Source organism: Streptomyces sp. NBC_01465 (assembly GCF_036227325.1).
Taxonomy (GTDB): domain Bacteria; phylum Actinomycetota; class Actinomycetes; order Streptomycetales; family Streptomycetaceae; genus Streptomyces.
In genome coordinates this window covers 5,089,948-5,115,056 of the sequence record NZ_CP109467.1, presented here as the reverse complement: position 1 = coordinate 5,115,056, position 25,109 = coordinate 5,089,948, and the positions used below count along the sequence as shown (strand labels likewise).

Genomic DNA, 25,109 nt, shown 5'->3' with positions numbered 1-25,109 from the left:
AATCGAACGTCGGTCACAAGTCGATGCAGCGCAGATCACGTGAAAGTCACAGGTTTGACGATCCGTCAGCTTTCTTCGGGGGTGAACTCCACGGGCAGCGTGCGCAGTCCACGCATGATGAGCCCGCCACGCCACCGCAAATCGGTCGATTCCCCGGCAAGTCGCAGGTCCGGGAGGCGAGTCAGGAGGGTCGCGAGCGCCGTCTGGCCCTCCAGGCGGGCGAGCGGTGCACCCAGGCAGTAGTGGATGCCGTGGCCGTATCCGAGGTGTTGGTTGTCACTTCGGGAGAGGTCGAGGGTGTCGGGTGCGGTGAAGCGCTCCGGGTCGCGGTCGGCGGCCGCGAGCACGACGAGCACGGGGTCGCCCTCGGCGATGTCCTGGCCGCCGATCGTCAGCGGTTCGGTGGCGAAGCGCCAGGTCGCGAGCTCGACCGGGCCGTCGTAGCGCAGCAGTTCCTCGACTCCGGTGGCCAGCAGGTCGCTCTCGCCCGCCGCGAGGGAGGTCTGGAGGCGCTCGCGCTGGTCCGGGTTCCGGAGGAGGGAGTGGACGCCGTTGCCGATCAGGTTCACGGTCGTCTCGAAGCCGGCGAAGAGGAGGATGAACGCCATCGCGGCGGCCTCGTTCTCGGTGAGGTGATCGCCGTGGTCGCTGGCGCTGACGAGGTGGGAGATCAGGTCGTCGCCGGGGTTCTCGCGTTTGCGGTGGATGAGTTCGGCGAGGTAGTTGCGCATCTTCTTGACCGAGCGGGCCACACCGCCGCGCGGGCCGCCGCCGTGCCGGATCATCATCCCGGCCCAGTCGCGGAAGTCGTCCTGGTCCTCGCGCGGGACGCCGAGCAGGTCGCAGATCGCATAGATGGGGAGCGGGAAGGCGAAGTCGTGGATCAGGTCCGCCTCGCCCTTGGCCGCGAACTTGTCGATGAGGTCGTCCGTCAGCTCCTGCACGCGCGGGGCGAACTCGGCCACCGTGCGCGGCGTGAACGCCTTGGAGACCAGGCGGCGCAGGCGCGTGTGGTCCGGTGGGTCGATGTTGAGGAGATGGGTCATCAGCTCGGCCTTGCGCTCGCCGGGGATGCCCGTCTTGCCCTTCGCGTGGGCGGGCTCGGCGTGGTGCGCGGGGTTCTTGGAGAGCCGCTGGTCCGCCAGGGCCTGGCGGGCGTCCGCGTACCGCGTGACCAGCCAGGCCTCCACGCCGCTGGGGAGCGACGTCCTGTGGACCGGGGAGTTCTCGCGCAGCCAGGCGTAGGCGGGGTACGGGTCGGTCGCGAACTCCCAGGTGAAGAGCTCGGGTTGGGGATCGACGGTCACTTGCGTACGCCCTCTGCCGCCACGATCGCGTCACGGTACGCACGGGCCGCCGCCCGCAGCGCCGCCTCGGGGTCCGTGCCCGCCGCCTCCGCCTCGGCTGCCAGCGCGAGGAGTTGGTAGCCGACGCCGGTGCCCGTGGGGAGGGGGACGTCGAGGGACGCCGTACGGACGCGGGAGGTGAGCTTGGCCGCGAGGGCGAGGGCGGGCTGGCCGAGCGGGACGCCCTCGGTCACCGAGTCGCGCTGCTTCTCGATCGCCTTGGTGCGCAGCCAGTGGGCCTTGACGTCCTCGGGGGTCTCGGCCGTCTCGTCGCCGAAGACATGGGGGTGGCGGTGGATCAGCTTCTCGACGATGGTGCCGGCGACGTCGTCGATCGAGAAGGGCTCGTCCCCTTCTTCCCCGGTGGCTTCCTGCGCGATGCGCGCGTGGAAGACGACCTGAAGGAGTACGTCGCCGAGTTCCTCGCGCAGTTCGGTGCGGTCGCCGTCCTCGATGGCCTCGACGAGTTCGTACGCCTCCTCGATGCCGTACTTGGCGAGCCCCTTGTGCGTCTGCTGCGACGACCACGGGCACTCGCGGCGGATCCGGTCCATGACCTGGACGAGGTCGAGGAGGCGGGCGCCGGGAAGGTCGTAGGAGCCGGGGAGCAGTTCGAGGTCGGGCATCTGCACGCGGCCGCTGCCCGCGAGGCGGGCGAGCGAGTCGGTGAGCCGCCGGTCGCCCTCGTCCCCGCCCGCACCGGAGGGGATGACGACCAGGGTGCGGCCGCCGGCGCAGTCGTCCACCAGGTCCTGGGCGTCCGCCGCGGTGTGCTCGACCTCGATGCCCGCCTCGCGGAGGTACGGCAGCTGGGGGTGCGCGGTGTCGGCGCAGAGCACGCGGTCGGCGGAGTGCAGGGTCTGCCAGGCCGGCCAGGAGAGGATGCCCGGCGCGACACGGTGTGTCGTGGTGAGCAGAACGATGCGGCCGGGGGCGGCGGAGTCTTCAGGGGTCACCCGTCGACGTTACCCCCGGCCGGGCGGGGAGAGCCGGGCCGCTGCGCGGAGCAGGGCCCCGGGGCTCCGCCCCGGACCCCGCTCCTCAATCGCCGGAGGGGCTTGATTTGGCCTGGCGTCGTCCGAAAGAGCAGCCGGTCAGGCGCCCGTCTGGGCCGGCTGGGCCTCCTTGGTCACCTGCGTGATCCACGGGGTCTTGTAGTCGGCCAGCGCCACCTTCTGGTTGTCCCAGGTTCCGTAGCGCGGATTGACGTCGATCTTCAGCTGCTTGGAGGCCTCGGCGAGCGCGTCCGTCAGCGCCTTGTTGCCCTCCTGCGAGGTGGGGTCCACGCCCAGCGAGCTCGACAGCTTGCCCACAAGGACCTGCTCCCGCGCGAAGTCGTCGACCTGCGAGGGGGCGATGCCGTTCTGCTGGAGCAGCGTCTGCTCCACCTTCGCCTCGCTGCCCGCCTGCTGCACCCACGACTTGCGGACGTCCTGGATCTCCTTGCGGGAGACCGTGATCCCCGCTTCGGACGCGGCGCGGTCGAGCACCCGGTCGAGGATCAGGGTGTGCAGCTTGGCGCGGCCGAGCTGGCCGGTGTTCTTCACCAGGTCCGCGGCGTTCGCGGACTCCGACTGCGCCGTCCGTACGTCCTTGACCTGGGCCTGCACCGAGGAGACCTCGATCCGCTGCCCTCCGACCACGGCCGCGGCTCCCGGATGGGCGTCGCTGCCGCAGGCGGCGAGGAATGGGGCCGCGCAGAGGAGCGCGGCGGAGACGGAGAGCGCAGTGCGACGGCGGCGGTGCAAAGGAGCCTCCCGAGCGGCGAGATTGTGCGGCGGTGCACAAAGTCTTGCGGTGATCGATGTTAGGCAGTCGGCGTGGTCTGGGCCACTGATTCGCCCAACGATTCGGAGGCTTGACGGTTGTCGGGGCGGAGCATGATCGTCCGCGAAACGACAAAAGTAATGGGAATGGCGGCAACCGCGGCGGCCAGAGGGGCCCAAGTGCTGCTGAAATGGGCCAGATCGACCAGGGCGTACACACCGAAGGTCGTGATCACGAAGTTGGCCGCGTTGGTGAGCGGGAAGAGCAGGAACTTCCGCCAGGTCGGACGGATGCGGTACGTGAAGTACGCGTTGAGGAAGAACGAGCCGACCATCGCGAGGCAGAACGCCAGAATGTGCGCCGCGAGATACGGGAGCTCCTTCAGCAGGAGCAGGTAGCAGACGTAGTACGTGCCGGTGTTGACCGCGCCGACCATGGCGAAGCGGACCATCTGCACTATCGGTGCGGTGGCGGTCAGGGTCATGGGCGCACGGACTCCGGGGGCTGCGGGGGCTCTCGTCCTGATTCCTGCAGGGATTCCTGCAGGGATTCCTACGGGGATACCGCCCCATCCTCCCCGACCGTGCCCTCCGGCACCATCACCGGGCCCCGGCCCGGATGACCGCGCGGCGACCATTGGATGAACTGCGTTCCGCACCCGCGGTTTTGTCCGCATCGGTCCGGCATATTCGGCGTCGTCGCCCCGCAGAAGGATTCCGATGCCCACGCTCCAGGCCACCCGTCGCCTCCCCCGCCCCCGCCGGTCCGACGCCCCGGCCGCGCCCTCGCCCCGCACGCGGCCGCGCGCCCGTGCGGCCGGCCTGGCCGCACTGATCACGGTCGTCGCCGTCTGCGGCGCCGACGCCGTCGCGCGGGTCGCTCCGTTCGGGCACCACCGGCGCAGTGTGAACGACCTGGGCAATGAGTACGTTCCCTTCCACGCGCACCTCTGGGACCTCCTCCACGGCCGCGCGGACGGCGGGCTGCTGTTCAACTGGCAGTCCGGGTACGGCACTTCCTTCCTGCCCGACCTCGGTACGTATCTCAGCAGCCCCTTCGCCCTCCTGGTCGGGCTCTTCCCGCGCGACCGCATCGACCTCGCCGTCTATGTGGTCACCGTGCTGAAGATGGCCTCCGCCGCAGCCGCGATGACCGTGCTGCTGCTCGCCCTGCACGACCGCGGCCGGCACCGGTGGCTCGCGGGGGTGCTCGGAGCGTCGTACGCGCTCTGCGGGTGGTCGATCCTGGAGGGCACGTACAACACGATGTGGCTGGACGGGCTCATCGCCTTCCCGCTGCTCTGCCTGGTCGGGGAGTGGGCGCGGACGGGGCGGCACCGGGTGGTGGGGCCGCTGGTCGTCGCGCTCGCCTGGACGGCGAACTTCTACACCGCGTACATGGCGACCATCGGCGCCGGGTTGGTGCTGGTGGTGCGGCTGGTGCTGGAGGAGCCGGAGATACGGAACCGGATGCGCGCACTCCTGCGCGCCGCCCGGTCCGTGGTCATCGGCATCGCGCTCTCCGCTCCCCTCCTCTTCACCGTCTACCTCGGCACGAAGAACGCCTACCCCGGTCGGACCACGGAGTTCCGCCCCGTCGGTCTCCCCGGCTTCCTCGCCCGGCTGCTCCCGGCCACGTACGCCTTCTCCTCCCCCGCCCTCTTCGTCGGTTCGGGCACGCTGCTGCTCGCCTGCGCGCTGGCCTTCCACCGGGCCGTGCCCGTCCGCGAGCGGTACGCCTGGCCCGCGCTCGCCGTCCTCGTCGCGCTCTCGCTGCAGTGGAAGCCGACCCATCTCATGTGGCACGCCTTCGTCACCCCGAACGGCAGCCCGTACCGCGAGACCTTCGTCCTCTGCGGCATTCTGGTGATCACCGCCTGGAGCTGTGTGTCGTACGAACTCCCCGGCCGGCGTGCGCTGTTCGGCGGCGGCGGGGTGCTGCTGCTGGCCGCTGCCGGAGCCGCCTTCAGCGAGAAGCTCGTCTCGCACTGGACGTATCCGGTCTTCGCGGCGGGCCTCGCGGCCTCGGCGGCGGGACTGCTGATCGGGCGCCGCCGCGGTTTCGGGCGGATCTCCGCGCTGCTGCTCGTGGCCGCCCTGGTCGGGCAGGCGGCGGTGACGGTCGCGTACGGGGACCGGGAGCGGCTGGCGCGGCTGGACGACTACCCCGTCTGGGGCGCGGAGCACACGGCCCGCGCCCGGGCGGTGAGCGGTACGGACGGCTGGCCCGGCTACCGCAGCGACCCCGGACGCACCCAACTCACCGGAAACGACCCGCTGTTGGTGGGCGGGCAGGGCGGCGCGTACTACAGCAGCATGACCCCTGACGTCCTCACCCGGACCCTGGCGGCGCTCGGCGGCGGCTGGACCTCGCGCGGGCGCAATCTGCAGAGCCTCGACAACCCGGTCACCGACGCGATCTTCGCGGTCGGGGCGCGGGCGCACTGGGAGAAGGGCGGGCCCACGACGGTGAGCCGGGAGACGGTGCCGCCGCTGGTGACCGTACGGCCGCCGGGGCCGCGGCCCCACTTCACGCCTTCGCCCTTCCGCAACCAGGAGGCGCTGCTCGGCGCGAAGGTGTACGTACAGAGCGGCCGCGGGGTGAAGTGCCCGGCCGGCACCCAGGTCTTCCTGTGGGCGCCGAACTACTTCGGCGAGGCAGGCCTGGGCACCGACTCGGCCGGTATGCGCGGCGGCCTCCCCGCCCGCCGCGCCGCACTCCAGCCGCTGGGCACCGCGCCCGGCAAAGTGGCGGTCCACGGCCCGCGCGACGGGCTGACCGGCTGCCTGGATCCGGCCGCGCTCACCACGGCCGTTGACCGTCTGAGGGCGACGGGCGCCACCTCCGTCCACGTCACGGACACCTCGATACGGGCCGAACTGCCGCCCGGGTCCCGGGGCACGGCGGTCTTCGCGATGCCGGCCGTCGAGGGCTGGAGCTGCCGCGCCGGTGACGGACCCGACCGCCCGGCCGCGGGCTACCTGGGTCTGGTCTCCGTACCCCTGGACGGTTCCGCCGCCTCGGTCGGCTGCACCTTCCGGCCGCCGGGGCTGACGGCGGGGCTGTGGACCGGCGCGCTCGCGCTCCTCGGGCTGCTCGCGACCGGTCTTGTCCCGGTCGCGCTCGCCCGCCGCCGGACGGTCACGAAGAGTTCATCCGCGTAGTGCGCACAGGTGGCCCACAGCGCGGACACACGGCGTACGGTCGCCGATCAGCCACCCGTCGGAGCCCCCAACTCCCCTTTGCCGGAAGCGATTTCACTCATGCCTGCACCCCTGCGTTCCCGGCTGGTCCGGCGCGCACAGAAGGCCCTCACCGGCGACGTCCGGCGCGAGCTCACCACCCTCCGGGGCGAGCTGACCGCAGCCCAGAGCGAGCTGAAGGCCATGCGCCGCAGCAGCTACGCCCTGAAGCTGCTGGTCGACTCGACCGGCCGCGGAATCCACCGGATGCCCGACGCCGCACAGATGAACTCCCTCGTGGCGGAGATCGCCGCGGTCGTCGAGAACGAGGCGCTCGCCCGCCGCAACGCCACCGTCGCCTACCGCAATGTGGTCGCCCTGGAGGCGCTCGGCGTCGGCCGCCTCGCGGGCGGCACCTCCAACATCTGCGGAAAGCTCGCCACCGTCCCGCTCCTGAAGCCGCCGAACGCCGACATCCTGGAGATCGGCACGCTGTACGGAATGTTCTCGGCCGCGCTCAGCCGCATGATGCACCGCTCGGGCGTCGAGGCGCGCCTCACGATCGTCGACCCGCTGGCCGGCTCCCAGCTCCAGCCGGGCACCACGGAGCGCGCCGATGTGACCGGGACCCCGGTGCGCGAGGACGTCGTACGCGCCAACCTCCTGCTCGGCGGCGGCCGTACGGGTGCGGAGGCGCGCATCGTCCAGGGCTTCTCCGGCGACCCGGACGTACGGGCGCAGGCGGCCGACCGCGAGTACGGCGTGATCATCGTGGACGGCGACCACTCGTTCGAGGGCGTCCTCGCCGACCTGGAATGGGTCGAGGAGATCGTGGCACCGGGCGGCATCGTCGTACTCGACGACTGCGGGGACCCGAACTGGGCGGGCGTCGGCGAGGCGATGGAGAAGCACCTGGCGGGCGACACCCGGCTGAAGAAGGTCGGCCAGGTCGCCACGTCCGCGTTCCTGCGGGCGCGCTGAGCGGGCGCCCGCAGGAGGGGCTTCGGACAGCCCGCGTTACTTCGCGATGATCGCGACCGGCGCGTCCCACGCGTCGCGGTCGAGGGTGATCGTGTAACCGCCGTGGCTCACCTTCGCGTTGACCGCGTACTGGTGACCGCGGCGGTGGCCCGTCCAGCGCGTGGCGTCGAAGGGGAAGCCCGTCGTCGTCGAGTTGACGTTGTCGTACTTGGCGTACCAGAGGACGTCGGGGATCTCGCTGTGGTTCGTCGTGTTGACGACGGCCTTGGCGCTGGTGGTCGAGAAGCCGTAGAAGCCGGCCCAGTAGCCCTTGGCGTGCAGGGCGTGGTCCCAGGCCTTGACGTAGGCGATCACCGCGGTGTTGCAGGCGGTGTTGGTGATGTCGTACGACTCCATGTCGAGGTAGAGCGCACTGCCCGGCTTCATGTTGAGCGCGGCCGCCTTGGCGATCGCGTCGTTGCCGTCGGTGGCGCCGAGCGACGCGGCGTTGGTGGTCGTCATCTTCTCGTTGAGGGTGCTGGTCTGGCACGGCGGCTGGGCGCCGACGTACAGCGGGATGAGCTTCCAGCCCACCGCGTCCACGGACTTGACCCAGGACGCGGTCAGGTTGGGCTGGGCGCAGCCGCGGTTCTTGCCGCCGATGTAGACGGCGGCGCCCCGGTAGGTGGAGCTCGTGCGCCAGGCCTTCATCGCGGCGAGCGACGGGGCGGTGCAGGCGTCGAACGCGTTGCCGGTGAAGACGGCCGGCTTGGGGCGGGCCGCCGCCGAGGTGTTGGAGAGGGTGGGCGTCGACACGGTGGCGTACGCGGTCACCCCGGCGCCCGCGAGGACGGTCACGCCGCCGGCCGCCCAGGCTATGTAGCGGCGTCTCTTCGACATGCGGTGCAGGGACAAGGGGGCTCCAGACAGGGGCAGGGCAGGGAATCGAACCGATGGTGCCGGTGGGGAGGTTGTGAAGAACAGGGGCCGGAGGCGATCTTGAGGGCTTCTTGTACGGACCTTTACGCCCGCCGCATCTCGCGGTGCCGCTCCAGCGACCGGCGCAGATCGACGGGGAGCGGGTGGTGCGGCCCGTACGCCCGCTCGGTGTCGTACAGCAGGGCCTGCAGCTGGTGGTGCGCCGCCGTGTGGTCGCCGAGCGCGAGCAGCAAGTGGCCGATGCGGTGGCGGATTTCGAAGGCGCGGGCGGGATCGTTTCCGGTCGCGTACGCGTTCTCGTAGTACGGCAGGACCGCACGGTACTCGGCCAGTGCAGCGGCAGCTTCCCCCAGCTGCTCCAGGCACTGGGCGGCGTCGAAGCGGAACTGCAGCGCCTGCGGGTCCGCGATGCCCGACTCCGCCGCGCGGTCCTCGGCGAGGCGGCGCAGCTCGGGCAGGGCGCGGCGGTACTGGCCGTCGTCCATCAGCGTCGCCGCGTACTGCTTGCGCAGGATGCGGACCACCGGGGACTTCTCGCCGTGCTCCTCGGCGGCGGCCGGGAGGATCGAGCCGAGGATGTCCACGGCCTGGGTGATGCGGCCCTCGCCGAGCAGCTGCTTCACCTCGTCGACGGCGGCCGCGACATCGGGCCTGCCGTCGCCCGGCACGGCCGGCGGCTGCGCGGGGGGCGGCGGGGTCGCGGCGCGGTCCGGCCAGGGGGCGTGCGGGCGCAGGAAGGGGCGTGTGGGGTCGAGCGGGCCGGACGAAGGGCCGGGCGGGACGGTGCGGGCGGGCAGCAGCGGGGCCAGCAGTTCGTACACCTCCTGGGCGGAGGCGGGCCGGTGCTGGGGGTCCTTGGCGAGCAGCCGCAGGACGAGGGCTTCGAGCGGCGGGGGCACCTCGGGCCTGATCTGGCGGACCGGCTGCGGCGGCTCGTAGAGATGGCGGTGGAGGACGCCGAGCACGGTCGATCCCGAGAACGGCACGTCCCCGCTGAGGAGTTCGTGCAGGAGCACACCGAGGGCGTAGAGGTCGGTGTACGGGCCCACCGCACCGCCCATCGCCTGCTCGGGCGCCATGTAGGCGGGGCTGCCGATCGGTGATCCGGTGTGGGTGAGGCGGGTGGTGTCGGTGTCCAGGACGGAGGCGACGCCGAGGTCGAGGACGGTGACGGTGCCGTCGGGCTTCACCATCACATTGCGCGGCTTGAGGTCGCGGTGGACGATCGGCACCGCGTGCACGGCGGAGAGCACCGCGCACAGCTGGGCGGCGACCGCGGCAGCCCACGGCCAGGGGTACGGCTCGTGCTCGGCGAGGTGGTCGGCGAGGTCGGCGCCCTCGACGTACTGCATGACGAGGTAGAGGTCGTCTCCGTCGCTGCCCGCGTCATGGACGGTGACGAGGCCGGGGTGGTCGACCTGGGCGGTGACCCGGCACTCGCGGACGAAGCGGCGGCGCAGCTCTTCGGCGTCGGCCGCGCCCGCGACCCGGTCGGGGCGCAGCAGTTTGACGGCGACCCTGCGGTCGAGCCGCTGGTCGTACGCCGTCCAGACCTGGCCCATGCCGCCCTGGCCGATGACGGTGGCCAGTTCGTAGCGCCCCGCGATGACGCGGCCGCCGGTCAACGGCCCTGCCCCTCGCGGCCGTCGGGCTTCTTGCGGAGGAGATCGCTGAGTTCGTCGAGCTCGGCGCGCACCTGGTCTATTCGGGGCGGTGGCACGGGCTGCTGGGGCTGGGTCTGGGGCTGGGGGGCCGGCACGACGGGCACGGTGTCCGCGTACGGCTGGTAGGGGCCGTACTGGCCGAGCGTGGTCTGCGGGCTGAAGTACGGTCCGGGGACCGGCTGTTGGCGCGGAGCGGCATAGGGAAGGCGTACGTCCATGGCGAGGTAGTACGCCACGCTGGCCACGGCCAGCACCAGCGCCGCACCCAGGGCCCAGTCGCCCCGGTGGTCCGTCTCGGGCACCGAGCCGACCACCGCGATGCAGCCGACGCCCAGCGGCACGCTCAGCCCGGCCAGCGCCCAGTCCCACCAGCGGCGGCGCAGGAAGGCGATCCTGAACAGCGGGACGCAGGAGAGCATTCCGCACGTGAGCACGGCGCAGGCGCTCAGGAGCACACGCACGGTGATGCGCACACCGTTGTTGCCGTTGTCGATGGACGGCGCCGGGCCGTACATGGCTGCTCCTGGGGGACGTTCTGAACTGAGGCCTACGAGCGTATACACCGACACCGACAACGGGCCCAGGGTTGTACGGAACCGTTGTGCAACTGGTTACCGCGGTGCCACGGTGCCGTCCGTCAGTCCGTCGTAGAGCCCCTGCACCAGCTGTTCGCCGAGCCTTCCCGCCGTCCTCAGCGCGTCCTCGAAGCGGGCCAGATCGCGGAAGCGCTCGCCGTAGTGCCGCTGTTCGGCGAGCGGGATGCGCGGCAGCTCCAGGCGGCGGACGTCGAGCCGGGTGGAGGTCGACGCATAGCTGCTGGCGCGGCGGTGGTTGGCGGTGCCGCGCAGGAATCCGGCGAGGAACCAGGGGTCGAGCGTCGACGGATCGGGCCGCAGCAGATGCAGATTGCGGCCGAGCGCGGCGCCGGCGGTGGCCTCGTCGACGACGCGGGCCACGGAGCCGCCGCCGAGCACGGGCACCACCACGTCGCCCGCCTCGGTGCGCACCGGTTCCTCGGCGGGGCCCTCGGGCAGCGTGCCGGAAGGCCCCGTACCGGCGAGGACGTCGTGCTCGGTGAGGACGGGTGCGCCGCCGCCGTCGGGCGAGGCGCCGGTGCCTCCCGCGCGCAGCAACAGGGCGCCCGCGCGCGCGAGTTCACCGACGGTGGTGAGCGTACGGTGCTCGGGCTGCGCCACCGGGTCGGCGGGCCGCGGGGTGAGCTCGGTGGTGCGCCGCAGGGTGTCGGCCAGCTGTTCGCGTACGGCATCGAGCGCGGCGGCGCCCCGGTCGCCGGCCGGGGGCGGGAGGTGGCGGGCCGGGGCCAGGTCCACGTCGTCGTCGAGGAGTTCGATGACGGGCAGCACCCGGCTCACCCCGGGCCGCTCCTCGGCGGTGCCGGTGCGGTCGAAGGGGCCCCAGGCGTCCAGGACCGTGCTCTGCACGGCGGGCCAGGACAGCTTCTCGCGGCCGGTCTCGCTGCCGCCCGCCGCGTCGACGAGCAGCACCTGGGGTGCGGGCGGCTGACCGGCGCCGGGGCGGCGCAGCACCCAGAGGTGGAGCGGGATGCCGTACGGGGGCGCGGCGCCGGCGGGCAGGGCGACGACGGCGCGCAGGGCGCCGCGGCGCAGCAGGTCGGCGCGGATGCGGCGGCCCGAGCGGCGGGAGGCGACGGCCGGGGGCATCAGGAGGACGGCGGTGCCGCCCTCGCGCAGGTGGGCCAACGCGTGCTGGACCCAGGCCAGTTCGGACTCCGTACGGGCCGGGAAGCCGTACGCCCAGCGCGGGTCGTAGGCCAGTTCGTCGTGGCCCCAGTTGCGCTCGTTGAACGGCGGGTGGCAGAGCACCGCGTCGACCGCGAGCTGCCCGAAGGCATCCGCGCGCAGGGTGTCGCCGGTCCTGACGTGGACCTCGGCGCCGGAGTGCAGGGCGAGGCGCAGCGCGGTGAGGGCGGCGAGTTCGCCGTCGGCCTCCTGGGCGTGGAGCGCGGTGGGCTCTCGTACGGCGCGGAGCAGGGAGCCGGTGCCGGATGCGGGGTCGAGGACGGTCCTGGCCGCGGGGCCTGCGGCGGGCGAGGCCAGGGCGGCCATCAGCTCGGCGGGCCCCTGCGGGGTGAGCGTGTACTGCCGGGGGTTGGCGTCGAGGTGGCGGCCGAGGAGGAACTCGAAGGCCTCGGACGCCCCGGTCTCGGCGGCCAGTTCGGCGGCGGCGCGCAGGAGGGGGACGGAGGGGAGCAGGTCCTCGGCGGTGGGGGTGTTCACAGGGGACGGGGCGCCGAAGCGGGCGGCGAGCACCTCGGTGAGGGCGGTCGGCAGGACCCGGGCGAGCTGTTCGTCGGAGACGGCGGCGACCTTCAGCCAGGCGCGCGGCCGTTCCCGTACGAGAAGGAGCGCGCAGCCCGCGTGACGCAGGGCGGTGACGGCGCCCGCGGGGTCGCCCGCCAGCTCCTGCCAGACGCGCTCGCGGAGCGGGACTTCGGCCAGTTTCCCCTGGTCGCGGAGCCACTGCTCGACCTCGGGGAGCGCGAAGGAGGGGCTGGTCTCGGTGCCGCCGACCGGCTTGGGGAAGTCGGCGTGCCGGCGCCGCCAGTTGCTGACGGCCGCCCTGCCCACTCCCGCGAGCCGGGCGATCCCGGCGGCGGTCACCTCTGCCGTGCTCTCCGGCATGCGGCTGCTCCCCTCGTACGTCTGTGGCGCCAAGCATAGCCGTACGTCGAGCAGAACCCCCTTCACAGCGTGAACCCAAGAAAACCCGTGAACCGTGTTGACTCGGTTCACAGTCACTGCTTCTATTGACCCATCGGTTCACACGGAGCCGGTTCACAAGCGGGGGAGAACAGCCATGGGCATCAAGGCCAAGGTCGCACTGGGCGTCGTCGCGGGCATCGTCGTCATCAGCGCCTGCTCGGCGGCGACCGACGACAAGGGCAGCAACAGCTCCTCCGACAAGGGCACTTCGGTCTCCGACACCGCCGGCAAGAAGGCGGACAAGAAGACCTCGAAGCAGCCCGAGAAGAAGGCGGCAGGCTCCCAGGCCGACCAGTTCAAGGCGTTCGTGAACAAGAACGGCTCCGCCAAGGAGAAGGCCGCCGTCACCCACATCACCAAGGTCCAGGGTGCCGACAAGCAGAACGACATCATGGACACCGCCGACATCTACACCGACTTCACCGGCGGACTGATGGGCGAGGGCGCAGCCCCCTCCGAGCTGATCACTTCGGCCTTCAAGGACTGGAAGCACAGCAAGAACGGTCTCGTCACCGTCTACGACGCCACCGGCGAGACGATCACCAACAGCGAATTCTGATCACCCCGACACCACCGACACACCTTTCCCTTGGGGGGAAATCCACCATGCGCCGCACCCTCGCCACGACCGCCCTCTGCCTCACCGCCGCAGCGGCCCTCACCGCCTGCAACCCCTTCTCGGGCGAGGGCGACGGCGGCGACCTCGCCACCAAGGCGATCAAGGCCAACAGGGCCGCCACCTCCTTCACCGTGAAGGGCAACGTCAGCGACCCCAAGGAAGGCGACATCACCGTCGACCTGGCCATCGACCGCAAGGGCGACTGCAAGGGCTCCATAGGGCTCGACGGCCAGGGCTCCATGGGCCTCATCAAGACGGGAAAGACCGTCTACATGAGCTACGACGAGAAGCTGCTGCGTTCACAGAGCAAGGGCGAGGCGAAGGCCGACACCGACGCGGCGGTGAAGATGCTCGTCGGCCACTGGGTGAAGACGACCTCGTCCGACGCGGACATCAAGGACCTCGCCTCCATGTGCAGCATCGACGAGCTGCTCGGCACCTTCGACCCCACCGACACGGCGGCCGAGAAGGGCAAGGACACCACGGTCGACGGCCAGAAGGCGGCCACGCTCACGGAGAAGGACGGCAAGGAGACGTACACGATGCACGTCGCCACCGAGGGCACGCCCTATCTCCTGAAGCTCACCGTCGCCGGCGGCGACCAGCCGTCCACGCTCGCCTTCTCCGGCTTCGACAAGCCGGTCGGCGCCAAGGCCCCGGCCAAGAAGGACATCGTGGACCTGGGGAACTAGCGGAACCAGCACCACCACAAGCCAGGGGGGACCTGGGAAGGTGCGGGGGCTGAGGGGATCAGCCCCCGCACTGGGTGAGCATCGTCGCCTTGTCGGGAGCCGTCACCGGCAGCCCGTACTTCAGCGAGACCTGCGCGAAGCGCACCGCGTAGGAGCAGCGGATCGGCTTGTACGGGGGCAGCCAGGACGCCGGACCCGAGTCGCTCTTGGAACCGTTCGAAGGCCCGTCCACCGGGATCAGGTTGAGCGGATCGTTGGCGATCTGCTTGCGCTTGGCGGTGTCCCAGCGGGCGGCGCCCATCTGCCAGTCGTAGGACAGCGGCATCACATGGTCGATCTGGACGATCGACGCCTTCGCCTTCTTCCAGTCGATCGGCTTGCCGGTGTACGGGTCGTTCAGCGTCATCGACATCACGACGCACTTCTTCGTCCCGCGGTACGTGAGGTCCTTGCCGTCCCGCTTCAGCAGATCGTTCCTGGTGTCGCACCCGTTGCGGGCCAGCGGCACTCCGTCGGCCGTGTCCAGCCAGGCGCTGCCGAACTTGTCCCGGTCGTAACCGGTCTTGGGACCGCGCCCCTTGGTGGCCACCTTCTCGATGATCTTCCGGGCCGCCGCCTTGTCGGCCGCGGAGGTCAGCGGGGCCAGACCCGGCTTCGTACCGTCCGGATTGTCGAGCGGACTGGTGCCGTACGTTCCGGCCGGGGCCCCCGTGCCCGGAGCCCCGCCGGTGGTCCCGCCCACCGTCGTGGACTCGCACCCCGCGATGAGGGCAACCGAACTGACGGTGCAGAAGACAAGTGCGGTACGTATCCCGAGTCGACGCATGTCCGACACCCTATGCGGGTCAACGGCCGCTGCCATCCTTCCGGAGGTACTGCGACAGTTCGTCCAGCTCGGCGCGCCGGAGCTCGATGGACTGCCCGGTGCGCGCCGGTGGCGGAATGTACAACCCCGGCGCCCACACCGGGTTCCGGTGGAAGCGGGTGTCGGCGACGACGTAGTGGACGGCGACCGCGGCCATCTGCACCAGGAGCACGATCATCCCGGTGTTGGAGACCCAGCTGTCCTTGAAGCGCTCCTCCAGCATCGCCACGCACACCACGGTCACCACCGCCGAGGCCCAGAACAGCAGCCAGTCCCGCCGCGTCCGGCGCAGGATCGCCAGCCGCAGCATCGCCGCCCAGGACAGGAACCCGATGGTGAGCACCAGCACCGCGGCGACCGCGATGCGCACCACGATCGTCTTCGGCCCGTCGCGTCCCTGCATCGTCCGCCCCTCCCCCATGCCCGCTCCCCCGCGCCCGGTTACGACCCCAGGATCGTCGCCAGGAACTCCCCCGTCCAGGCCAGGAGTTCACGGCCGACGACCGGCTTCCCGCCGATCTTCCCCGCCGTCGGACGCGGCACCAGGATCTGGTGGACGGTCGGCTTGATGACGGTCCGCGGATAGAGCCGCTTGAGCCGCAGCTCCTGCGACTCCCTCAACTCCACCGGTGCGAAGCGGATGTTGGGACCCTGCAGCACGATCTCGCCGACCCCGCACGCACGCGCCAGCATCCGCAGACCCGCGACCAGGAGGAGGTTCTCGACCGGCTCGGGCAGCTTGCCGTAGCGGTCGGTGAGCTCTTCGCGTACGGCCTTGACGTCGTCCTCGGTGGTGGCCGACGCGATGGCCCGGTAGGCCTGGAGGCGCAGCCGCTCGCCGGGCGCGTAGTCGTGCGGGACGTGTGCGTCGACCGGCAGCTCGATCTTGACCTCGAGGGGCGCTTCCTCCTCCTCGGTCCCGTCGACGGCCGAGCGGTAGTCGGCCACGGCCTCGCCCACCATGCGGATGTACAGGTCGAAGCCGACGCCCGCGATGTGCCCGGACTGCTCGCCGCCGAGCAGGTTTCCCGCGCCGCGGATCTCCAGGTCCTTCATCGCCACGTACATGCCCGCGCCCATCTCGGTGTGCTGGGCGATCGTCGCGAGCCGCTCGTGCGCGGTCTCGGTCAGCGGCTTCTCCGGCGGGTACAGGAAGTAGGAGTAGCCGCGCTCGCGGCCACGGCCCACGCGTCCGCGCAGCTGGTGGAGTTGCGAAAGCCCGAAGTTGTCGCCGCGCTCGACGATGAGGGTGTTGGCGTTGGAGATGTCGATGCCCGACTCGACGATCGTCGTCGAGACCAGCACGTCGAACTTCTTCTCCCAGAAGTCGACGACGACCTGCTCCAGGGCCGTCTCGCCCATCTGTCCGTGCGCGGTCTGGATGCGCGCCTCCGGCACGATCTCGCGCAGCCTCGCCGCGGCCCGGTCGATCGACTCGACCCGGTTGTGGATGTAGAAGACCTGGCCCTCGCGCAGCAGTTCACGCCGGATGGCGGCGCCGATCTGCTTCTCCTCGTACGGACCGACGAAGGTCAGCACCGGGTGGCGCTCCTCCGGCGGCGTGGTGATCGTCGACATCTCGCGGATGCCGGTGACCGCCATCTCCAGGGTCCTGGGGATCGGGGTCGCGGACATCGTCAGGACGTCCACATTGGCGCGGAGCTTCTTCAGCTGCTCCTTGTGCTCGACGCCGAAGCGCTGCTCCTCGTCGACGATGACGAGCCCGAGGTCCTTGAACTTCGTCTCGGAGGAGAAGAGCCGATGCGTGCCGATGACGAGGTCGATCGACCCGTCCTTCAGCCCCTCAAGGACGGCCTTCGCCTCACTGTCGGTCTGGAATCGGCTCAACGCCCGCACGACAACCGGGAATTGGGAGTAGCGCTCGGTGAACGTACCGAAGTGCTGCTGCACGAGCAGCGTCGTCGGTACGAGAACAGCGACCTGCTTCCCGTCCTGCACGGCCTTGAACGCGGCCCGCACCGCGATCTCCGTCTTGCCGTACCCGACGTCGCCGCAGACCAGGCGGTCCATCGGGACCGTCTTCTCCATGTCCTCCTTGACCTCGGCGATCGTGGAGAGCTGGTCGGGCGTCTCCGCGTACGGGAAGGCGTCCTCCAGCTCCCGCTGCCAGGGCGTGTCGGGACCGAAGGCGTGCCCGGGGGCCGCCATCCGCGCCGAGTACAGCTTGATCAGGTCGGCGGCGATCTCCTTGACGGCCTTCTTGGCGCGCGCCTTGGTCTTGGTCCAGTCCGCGCCGCCGAGCCGGTGCAGGGTCGGGGCCTCGCCGCCGACGTACTTGGTGACCTGCTCCAGCTGATCGGTGGGGATGTAGAGCCGGTCACCGGGCTGCCCGCGCTTGGCAGGCGCGTACTCGACGAGCAGGTACTCGCGCGTCGCGTCCTGCACGGTGCGCTGGACCATCTCGACGTAGCGGCCGACGCCGTGCTGCTCGTGGACGATGTAGTCCCCGGCCTCCAGCGTCAGCGGGTCGATGGTCTTGCGCCGGCGCGTGGGCATCCGGCCCAGGTCCTTGGTGGCGGTGCGCTGGCCGGTGAGGTCGGTCTCGGTCAGTACGGCGACCTTCAGGTCCGGGTCGATGAACCCGAAGTCGATCGCACCGCACGCCACATGCACCACAGAGGGCGTCAACTCCCCCAGTTCTGCGTCGAGTCGGGCCGCGATGCCCTCTCCGCCGAGGACTTCGACGGTACGGGCGGCCGGCCCGTGCCCCTCGGTGACGTACACGACCCGCCAGCCGTCGGCCAGCCACCCCTTGGTGTCGGCGAGCGCCCGCGCGGTGTCCCCGCGGTACGTCTCCGGAGCGTGCATCCCCAGCTTGAGGGTGTCTTCGTCCAGGTCCGCGTCATCGGCGGCGAACGGCGATACGGACCACCACATCATCCCCAGCTCGCGCGCCCGGTCCCGTACGTCCGCGATCGACCAGAGCGAGGCCGCGCCCACGTCGATCGGCGCCTCGCCGCCGCCCGCGCTCGCCGCCCACGACGCCTGCAGGAACTCCTGCGACGTCGCCACCAGGTCAGCGCCCCGGGTCCGCACCCGCTCCGGGTCGCAGACGACGGACATGGACCCGGCCGGAAGCACATCGATGAGCAGCTCCATGTCGTCGACGAGCACCGGAGCCAGCGACTCCATGCCCTCGACGGCGATCCCCTCGGCGATCTTCCCGAGCAGTTCCCCGAGCTCCGGGTGGGCCTCCGCCAGCGCGGCGGCCCGCTCCTTCACCTGATCCGTCAGCAGCAGCTCCCGGCAGGGCGGCGCCCAGAGCCCGTGCTCGGCGACCTCCAGGGACCGCTGGTCGGCGACCTTGAAGTAGCGGATCTCCTCGACCTCGTCGCCCCAGAACTCCACGCGCAGCGGGTGCTCCTCGGTGGGCGGGAAGACGTCAAGAATCCCACCGCGTACGGCGAACTCCCCGCGTTTCTCGACGAGTTCGACCCGGGCGTACGCGGCCGCCGCGAGCGCCGCCGTGATCTCGCCCAGGTCGGCGCTCTGCCCGGAGCGCAGCGCCACCGGCTCCAGGTCGCCGAGCCCCTGCACCTGCGGCTGCAGCACGGAACGCACCGGAGCCACGATCACGCTGATCGGCCCCGCGGCCGGGTCGTCCTTGCTGGGGTGCGCGAGGCGCCGCAGGATCGCGATGCGCCGCCCGACGGTGTCACTGCGCGGGGAGAGCCGCTCGTGCGGGAGCGTCTCCCACGACGGGTACTCGGCGACGCCGTCCTCGGGCAGCAGCGAGCGCAGAGCCGCGGCCAGGTCCTCGGCCTCGCGCCCGGTCGCGGTGACGGCGAGCACGGTCCGCCCGGTCTCGCGCGCGAGCGCGGCCACGGCGAAGGGCCGGGCGGCGGGCGGCCCGACCAGGTCGACGTGCATCCGGTGCCCGTCGGTGGCGGCCTTCACCGCTTCGGCGAGCGCGGGGTCCTTGGCAGTGGCGTCGAGCAGACCGTGCAGGCTCATGGGGGAAGGCTTTCCGTCCGGTTTCGTGACTCTGGATGCAACGCGAAGGACCCGACACGTCGAACGGGCCGGGGTGCCTCCAGCGTACGACGCACGACTGACACCCGCCGCCCGATCACCCCCGCGCAACGCGGCCCGGCCCCGGCGAGCATCGAGGATGCTTGCCGGGGCCGGGCCCGTGCGACGTACAGCTACGTACAGCTCTGCCTGCCGCTAGTCCGTCGCGATCGCGTTCAGCACGTTCATCCGCCCGGCCCGGAAGGCCGGCACCAGTGCCGCGAACAGTCCCACGAAGGCCGATCCCACGAAGACCGTGATGATCGTGGGCCACGGGATCTCCAGGACCTTGAGCCCCTCCAGCGCGAGCAGCTTCTGGGCGGTGGTGCCCCAGCCCATCCCCAGCCCGAGGCCGAGCAGCGCACCGAAGAGCGCGATCACGACCGACTCGAGACGGATCATCCGGCGCAGCTGCCGCCGCGACATTCCGATCGCCCGCATCAGCCCGATCTCCCTGGTCCGCTCGACGACCGACAGGGCGAGGGTGTTCACGACACCCAGCACCGCGACGATGATCGCCAGTGCGAGCAGCCCGTAGACGATGTTGAGCAGCTGGCCGATCTGGTCCTTCAGGTCCTGCTTGAAGTCGGTCTGGTCCTGCACCTTGTACTGCGGGTACTCGGCCAGCGACTTCTTCAGCGCGGCGTAGGCGGCGTCCTCCTGGCCGGCCTTCGCCTTGCCGAACATGATCATGTTCTTCGGCATCTTGTCGGCCGGCACGTACTGCGCCAGCGTCGTGATGCTGGTGTACATCGCGCCCTTGTCGACGTTGGAGTCGTCCGACGTGATGGCCGCGACCTTCAGCTTCGCCGTCTGCCCGCCCTTGAAGGCGACGGACAGGGTGTCGCCCACCTTGACGTGGTGCTTGCCGGCGTAGTCGTCACCGACCGACATGGCGTTCTTGCCGTACGCCGCCGAGAGCTCACCGGAGACCGTCTCGCGCCGCAGGTCCTCCAGGTACGAGGGGTCCGTCGCGGAGAGGCCCTGGTGCTCCGTCTTGCCGTCGGGCGAAGTGACCTTGGCGTCCGGGTACTTGTAGCTGGTGATGTGCTCGACGCCCGGAGCGGCACGCAGCGCCTTCTCCGCCTGAGGGACGATCGGCTGGCCGTTGCTGGCCTGGATGATGAAGTCCGCACCGACCGTACGGTCGAGCTCGTCGGTGGCCGAGGCCACCATCGAGGATCCGACGACCGCCAGGCAGGCGACCAGCGCGAGGCCGATCATCAGCGCGGAGCCGGTCGCTCCCGTACGCCGCGGGTTGCGCAGCGCGTTGCGCTCTGCCATCCGCCCGACGGGGCCGAACAGCCGCAGCACGACCGAGCTGATCACCCGTACGACCACACCGGCGAGCAGCGGGCCGATCACGACGAAGCCGATCAGTGTGAAGAACACACCCGCGGCCAGGTACATCGAGCCGGGACCCGACTTGTCCGCGTTGGCGGCCGCGACGAGCGCCGCACCGCCCGCACCGGTGACCAGCAGACCCAGGGTGGCCCGGATCCAGCCGGCCTTGCCGTCGGCCGGCGTACCGGCGTCGCGCAGGGCTGCCATCGGGGAGATCTTCCCGGCACGCCGCGCCGGGACGTACGCGGCGACGACCGTCACCACGATCCCAAGGAGCAGACCGATGGCGGGAGTTGTCCACTTGATGGTGAGGTCGTCCATCGACAGGTCCATCCCGATGGACCCCATGAGCTTCATCAGCCCGACGGCCAGACCCACACCGGCGCCGACTCCCAGCACGGAGCCGAAGATCCCGAGCAGGAGGGCTTCCAGCAGCACGGACCGGTTGATCTGCTTGCGGCTCGACCCGATGGCGCGCATCAGGCCGATCTCCCTCGTCCGCTGGGCGACCAGCATCGAGAAGGTGTTGATGATCAGGAAGATGCCGACGAGGAAAGCAATGCCCGCGAAACCGAGCATCGCGTACTTCATGACGTCCAGGAAGCCGACGCTGGACTTGTTGGCGTCCTGGCTCTCCTTCTGCGTCTGCAGCTTGTACGTGCCGCCGAGCTCACCGGCGACGTTCTGCTTGACCTGGGTGTCGCTGAAACCGCTCTTGGCGGTGACGGAGACGTGTGTGAAGAGACCGGGGGCGCCGAGCAGCTTCTGCTGCGCGGTGGCGGTGTCGAAGTAGACGATCGCCGCACCGGGGTTGGTCACCTTGAAGGTGGAGATGCCGACGATCCGCGCCCTGATGTCGCCGGTGACGGCGATGGTGCGCAGCTCGTCGCCGAGCTTGAGGTGATTCCTCTTTACGGTGTCCGCATCGACCATGACCTCGGTCGGCCCGCGCGGGGCGTGACCGGAGGTGATCTCCATCGAACGGAGGTCGTTGTGGCCCCAGTTGCCGGCGATCGTCGGGGCGCCGCTGTCGGCGCCCATGTTCTTGTTGTTCTTGTCGACGACCGTGACGCTGGTGCTGGAGACACCGCCCTCGGCGGTCTGCACGCCCTGGGCCTTCATCACCTGCTGCACGACGGAGGCCGGCAGCGAGTCGGGCTTTCCGCTCTGCGGACCGTCACCGCCGTTGTCGTCGGCGTCCTTGGGGCTCACCGTCACATCGGACGCGGTGGCCGCGAAGAGCTTGTCGAAGGTGGTGTTCATGGTGTCGGTGAAGACGAGCGTCCCGCAGACGAAGGCCACCGAGAGCAGCACGGCGACGGCCGAGAGCGCCATCCGCCCCTTGTGCGCAAAGAAGTTGCGCATCGAGGTCTTCCATACGGTCATGACGTCCGCCCGCGCGCGTCGAAGTCCTTCATACGGTCAAGAACCTGGTCCGCGGTCGGCGCGTGCATCTCGTCGACGATGCGCCCGTCCGCGAGGTAGAGCACGCGGTCGGCATAGCTGGCCGCGACCGGGTCGTGCGTGACCATCACGATGGTCTGCCCAAGATCGGTGACGGACCGCCGCAGGAACCCCAACACCTCAGCTCCCGCACGGGAGTCGAGGTTTCCGGTCGGCTCGTCACCGAAGATGATCTCGGGCTGCGCGGCAAGCGCACGCGCCACGGCGACACGCTGCTGCTGGCCGCCCGAGAGCTGGGTCGGCCGGTGCTTCAGCCGGTCGGAGAGACCCACGGTCTCCACGACCTGCCGCAGCCACGCCGCATCGGGCTTGCGCCCGGCGATGTCCATGGGCAGCGTGATGTTCTCCAGCGCGTTCAGCGTCGGAAGGAGGTTGAAGGCCTGGAAGATGAAGCCGATCCGGTCCCGGCGAAGCTGGGTGAGCTTCTTGTCCTTCAGCCCGGTGATCTCGGTCTCGTCCAGATAGATCTGCCCGCCGGTGACGGTGTCGAGCCCGGCGAGGCAGTGCATCAACGTGGACTTGCCGGACCCCGAGGGGCCCATGATCGCGGTGAACTGGCCGCGGGCGATGTCGACATCGACATGGTCGAGCGCGACGACCCGGGTCTCCCCGGTTCCGTACGCCTTGACGACCTGCCGCGCTCGCGCGGCAACGGCCGTACGCCCTCCAGTGCCCCCGTGCCTGGGAATGGTCACAGCCGTTGTCACGGTAAGTCTCCTATGTCGGTCAAGCGAAGTTCGCGGTCGCTTACTTGCATTTCAAGTCTGTCGATTCAGGGGGTACGGACGCACTGGTGCACGTCTCCCACTTCCCCTGGGGTTTTCCCCACCCCGGCCCCTGCGGTCTGCCGTAAGACCAACCTAAAGAACGTCCCCGCACCCCCTCGTCCTCCGCCGGGACGAACATCCCCTCGACCAAAGTAGGGAGATCCCCTTAGGGGTCTGGACCCGCAGGTGGACCTTCGTCTCGGGGGAGCCTCCACCCTCCCGCGGCGTGAGACGCAAGTGAGAAGCTGTCCCAGCCCCTGTAGATGCACGGTGAAAGGATCTCGGTGAGCGGGAGCGGAAGCGGTGCCGGCGGCGGCAGCAGCACGGGAGCCAGCGACACAGGCGCCGAGGACACCGGAAGCGGAATCGGCACCGGCGCCGAGAACGCCGTCAGCGGTACGGCAGCGATACCCGGCGGGGGTCCCGCCCCGGCCTCCACCTCAGGGTCTACGTCCTCCCAGGCCCCAACAGCCGCACACCGGGGCCCGGTTGTAGCCGCCCTCATGCTCTCGATGGCGGTGGCCGCGCTCGACTCCACGATCATCTCGACGGCCGTCCCGCAGATCGTCGGCGACCTCGGCGGCTTCTCGGTCTTCTCCTGGCTCTTCTCCGGCTATCTCCTCGCCGTCACGGTCACGCTCCCCGTCTACGGCAAACTCTCCGACACCTTCGGCCGCAAGCCCGTCCTGGTCACCGGGGTCGTCCTCTTCCTCCTCGGCTCGGTCCTCTGCGCCACCGCCTGGAACATGTGGGCGCTGATCGCCTTCCGCATCGTCCAGGGCCTGGGCGGCGGCGCGATCCAGGGCACCGTCCAGACGATCGCCGCCGACCTCTACCCGCTCAAGGAACGCCCCAAGATCCAGGCGAAGTTGTCGACGGTCTGGGCGGTCTCGGCGGTGGCGGGCCCCGGCCTTGGCGGCATGCTCGTGACGTACACGGACTGGCGCTGGATCTTCCTCATCAACGTCCCCATCGGCCTGGTCGCGCTGCTGCTGATCACGCGCCACCTCACCGAACCGTCGCGTACGCAGCGGCCCGCGGCCCGTCCCCGTATCGACTGGCCGGGAGCCCTGGCGGTCTTCGCGACGGGAACTCTCCTCCTCACCGCGCTGGTCCAGGGCGGCGTCGCCTGGGACTGGCTCTCCGCCCCGTCCCTCGCCCTCTTCGCGGCCAGCGCCGCCCTCGGCGCCCTCACCGTCTGGATCGAACGCCGGGCCGCGGAGCCGATCATCCCCGGCTGGGTCTGGCGCCGCCGTACGATCTCGGCCGTCAACCTCGCCCTGGGCGCACTGGGCCTGCTGATGGTGGCCCCGACGGTCTTCCTGCCCACGTACGCGCAGTCAGTCCTGGGCCTCGGCCCCACGGCGGCAGGCTTCGTGCTCTCGGTCATGACGCTGAGCTGGCCGGTGTCCGCGGCGCTCTCGAACCGCGTCTACAACCGCATCGGCTTCCGCAACACGGCGATCGTCGGCATCACGGCGGCGATGCTGATCCTCCTGGCCTTCCCCCTGCTCCCCTTCCCCGGGGAGCCCTGGCAGCCGGCCCTGATCATGCTCCTGCTGGGCGCCGCGCTCGGACTCTTCCAACTCCCCCTGATCGTGGGCGTGCAGTCCACGGTCGGCTGGTCGGAGCGCGGTACGGCCACCGCGTCGATCCTCTTCTGCCGCCAGGTCGGCCAGTCCATCGGCGCGGCCCTCTTCGGCGCGGTGGCCAACGCGACGCTCGCCTCCCGGCTGGGCGGCGCGGGCGACCTGGACTCGGTCGCCCACGCACTCCAGAACCCGTCGGCCCTCACCGCACCAGCAGCAGACCACCTGCGCCGAGCGGTAGCGGCAGCGGTCGACCACGTCTACATAGGAGCGGCGGTCGCGGCAGCCCTCGCACTCCTCGTTCTCCTCCTCGTGGCCCCGCGCCGCTTCCCGGTCCTCACCGACGAGGACTGATCCGCCCCGAGAGCCCGTCGAGCACCAACTGCAGCCCGTAGTCGAACTTCTCCTCCCGGGCCTTCTCCGGATCGCCGAGCGCGGCGGCCTCCCCCTCGGGCACGACGCTCTTCACGAACTCGCGCTCGGTCATCCCGCTGCGCGCGATCAGCGACAGATACGCGCCCTCGCTGACCGCCATCCCGACGACGTACGACGTGAGCGCACTGATCGCGAGACCCGCCTCCTCCGAGGCGAGACCCGCCCCCTCGAACAGCGCCTGCATCCGCTCCGCCATGCGCATCACGTTCGGCCCGAGCCCCGCGAGCCCGACCTGCCCGAGCACGGAGGCGACCCACGGGTGCCGCAGGACCATGGCACGCAGGCTGTACGCACTGACGGCGGCGGCGTCCCGCCACTCGCCCGCGCCCCCCGGTACCTCGATCTCCCCGTACACAAGATCGACGACAAGCTCGATCAGCTCGTCCTTGTTGGCGACATGCGTATAGAGGGAGGTCGCGCCGGCGTTCAGCCGCGTCCCCAGCTTCCGCATGCTCAGCGCCTCGATGCCCGCGTCGTCGAGCAGCGCCAGCGCCTCGCTCACGATCTGCTCCTGGCTCAGCGCGGGCTGCTCGCGCACGCGCCGCTGCGGACGAGTCCAGACGGACGGGACCTGCTTCTTCTCCGCTGACATGCGGCCTCCTCTGCGTCGCTCCCCAGCCTAGCCCGGCTTCGTACGACGTACGGCCTTGTGCACACTGTTCGGTGACCGTACAGTGTGCGGAGAAGCGAACGCCGTACG

Annotated in this window: 19 protein-coding genes; 5 read left to right on the top strand and 14 right to left on the bottom strand. The window is 70.6% G+C overall.

What is annotated here, in order from left to right; genetic code table 11:
* Window positions 1-65: 65 nt before the first annotated feature.
* The 4 genes from OG707_RS24245 to OG707_RS24230 form a co-directional block, all read right to left on the bottom strand.
* Window positions 66-1,307 (bottom strand): cytochrome P450 family protein, encoded by a 1,242-nt coding sequence (locus OG707_RS24245; RefSeq protein WP_329121693.1) that lies wholly within the window; start codon window positions 1,305-1,307, stop codon window positions 66-68.
* Window positions 1,304-2,302 carry a nucleoside triphosphate pyrophosphohydrolase gene (locus tag OG707_RS24240; protein ID WP_329121691.1) on the bottom strand — a complete coding sequence of 333 codons (999 nt, stop codon included), beginning with the start codon at window positions 2,300-2,302 and terminating at the stop codon, window positions 1,304-1,306. The genes OG707_RS24245 and OG707_RS24240 overlap by 4 nt, the downstream gene beginning before the upstream one ends.
* Window positions 2,303-2,440: 138 nt before the next feature.
* Window positions 2,441-3,094 carry a SurA N-terminal domain-containing protein gene (locus OG707_RS24235; RefSeq protein ID WP_329121689.1) on the bottom strand — a complete coding sequence of 218 codons (654 nt, stop codon included), beginning with the start codon at window positions 3,092-3,094 and terminating at the stop codon, window positions 2,441-2,443.
* A gap of 59 nt (window positions 3,095-3,153) precedes the next feature.
* The gene (locus OG707_RS24230; protein WP_329121687.1) at window positions 3,154-3,597 is read right to left on the bottom strand and encodes a GtrA family protein; all 444 of its coding nucleotides are present in this window, start codon (window positions 3,595-3,597) and stop codon (window positions 3,154-3,156) included.
* Window positions 3,598-3,832: 235 nt separating this feature from the next.
* On the opposite strand from OG707_RS24230, the gene OG707_RS24225 reads away from it, so the two are divergent.
* A complete protein-coding gene (locus tag OG707_RS24225; RefSeq protein WP_329121685.1) occupies window positions 3,833-6,277 on the top strand; it encodes a YfhO family protein in 2,445 nt (814 codons plus the stop codon).
* 99 nt (window positions 6,278-6,376) lie between these two features.
* Window positions 6,377-7,276 carry a class I SAM-dependent methyltransferase gene (locus OG707_RS24220; protein ID WP_329121682.1) on the top strand — a complete coding sequence of 300 codons (900 nt, stop codon included), beginning with the start codon at window positions 6,377-6,379 and terminating at the stop codon, window positions 7,274-7,276.
* 36 nt (window positions 7,277-7,312) lie between these two features.
* Here OG707_RS24220 and OG707_RS24215 read toward each other — a convergent pair whose 3' ends face one another.
* The 4 genes from OG707_RS24215 to OG707_RS24200 all read right to left on the bottom strand — a co-directional run bounded on the left by OG707_RS24215 (window position 7,313) and on the right by OG707_RS24200 (window position 12,521).
* Window positions 7,313-8,155: a glycoside hydrolase domain-containing protein gene (locus tag OG707_RS24215; RefSeq protein ID WP_329121680.1), complete on the bottom strand. Its 843-nt coding sequence runs from the start codon at window positions 8,153-8,155 to the stop codon at window positions 7,313-7,315.
* Between the two features lie 122 nt (window positions 8,156-8,277).
* Complete coding sequence (locus OG707_RS24210) at window positions 8,278-9,819, bottom strand: serine/threonine-protein kinase (RefSeq protein WP_329121678.1); 1,542 nt, start codon at window positions 9,817-9,819, stop codon at window positions 8,278-8,280.
* On the bottom strand, window positions 9,816-10,373 hold the full coding sequence (locus OG707_RS24205; RefSeq protein ID WP_329121677.1) for a hypothetical protein: 558 nt from the start codon (window positions 10,371-10,373) through the stop codon (window positions 9,816-9,818). Before OG707_RS24205 ends, OG707_RS24210 begins: the two co-directional genes overlap by 4 nt.
* Before the next feature lie 96 nt (window positions 10,374-10,469).
* Window positions 10,470-12,521, bottom strand: coding sequence for an N-6 DNA methylase (locus tag OG707_RS24200; protein WP_329121676.1), 2,052 nt, complete (start codon window positions 12,519-12,521; stop codon window positions 10,470-10,472).
* Between the two features lie 175 nt (window positions 12,522-12,696).
* Between OG707_RS24200 and OG707_RS24195 the strand changes: the two genes are divergently transcribed.
* Together OG707_RS24195 and OG707_RS24190 are read left to right on the top strand one after the other, a co-directional pair.
* The gene (locus tag OG707_RS24195) at window positions 12,697-13,161 is read left to right on the top strand and encodes a hypothetical protein (protein WP_329121674.1); all 465 of its coding nucleotides are present in this window, start codon (window positions 12,697-12,699) and stop codon (window positions 13,159-13,161) included.
* A 47-nt stretch (window positions 13,162-13,208) separates the two neighbouring features.
* Complete coding sequence (locus tag OG707_RS24190) at window positions 13,209-13,913, top strand: hypothetical protein (protein WP_329121671.1); 705 nt, start codon at window positions 13,209-13,211, stop codon at window positions 13,911-13,913.
* Between the two features lie 58 nt (window positions 13,914-13,971).
* Here the strand turns inward: OG707_RS24190 and OG707_RS24185 are convergent, their stop codons facing one another.
* The 5 genes from OG707_RS24185 to OG707_RS24165 all read right to left on the bottom strand — a co-directional run bounded on the left by OG707_RS24185 (window position 13,972) and on the right by OG707_RS24165 (window position 22,325).
* Complete coding sequence (locus tag OG707_RS24185; RefSeq protein WP_329121669.1) at window positions 13,972-14,739, bottom strand: HNH endonuclease family protein; 768 nt, start codon at window positions 14,737-14,739, stop codon at window positions 13,972-13,974.
* 19 nt (window positions 14,740-14,758) lie between these two features.
* On the bottom strand, window positions 14,759-15,181 hold the full coding sequence (locus tag OG707_RS24180) for a hypothetical protein (RefSeq protein ID WP_329121667.1): 423 nt from the start codon (window positions 15,179-15,181) through the stop codon (window positions 14,759-14,761).
* A gap of 38 nt (window positions 15,182-15,219) precedes the next feature.
* Entirely contained in the window at window positions 15,220-18,753 is a 3,534-nt protein-coding gene (gene mfd / locus OG707_RS24175; protein ID WP_329121666.1) for a transcription-repair coupling factor, read from the bottom strand.
* 213 nt (window positions 18,754-18,966) lie between these two features.
* A complete protein-coding gene (locus OG707_RS24170; RefSeq protein ID WP_329121665.1) occupies window positions 18,967-21,540 on the bottom strand; it encodes an ABC transporter permease in 2,574 nt (857 codons plus the stop codon).
* Window positions 21,537-22,325, bottom strand: coding sequence for an ABC transporter ATP-binding protein (locus tag OG707_RS24165; protein ID WP_329121664.1), 789 nt, complete (start codon window positions 22,323-22,325; stop codon window positions 21,537-21,539). Before OG707_RS24165 ends, OG707_RS24170 begins: the two co-directional genes overlap by 4 nt.
* Before the next feature lie 344 nt (window positions 22,326-22,669).
* Between OG707_RS24165 and OG707_RS24160 the strand changes: the two genes are divergently transcribed.
* Window positions 22,670-24,328 (top strand): MDR family MFS transporter, encoded by a 1,659-nt coding sequence (locus OG707_RS24160; RefSeq protein ID WP_443071380.1) that lies wholly within the window; start codon window positions 22,670-22,672, stop codon window positions 24,326-24,328.
* Here OG707_RS24160 and OG707_RS24155 read toward each other — a convergent pair.
* Window positions 24,312-25,001, bottom strand: a complete 690-nt coding sequence (locus tag OG707_RS24155) for a TetR/AcrR family transcriptional regulator (protein WP_329121662.1) — start codon at window positions 24,999-25,001, stop codon at window positions 24,312-24,314. The two genes, OG707_RS24160 and OG707_RS24155, sit on opposite strands and share 17 nt — an antisense overlap.
* Window positions 25,002-25,109 lie beyond the last annotated feature (108 nt).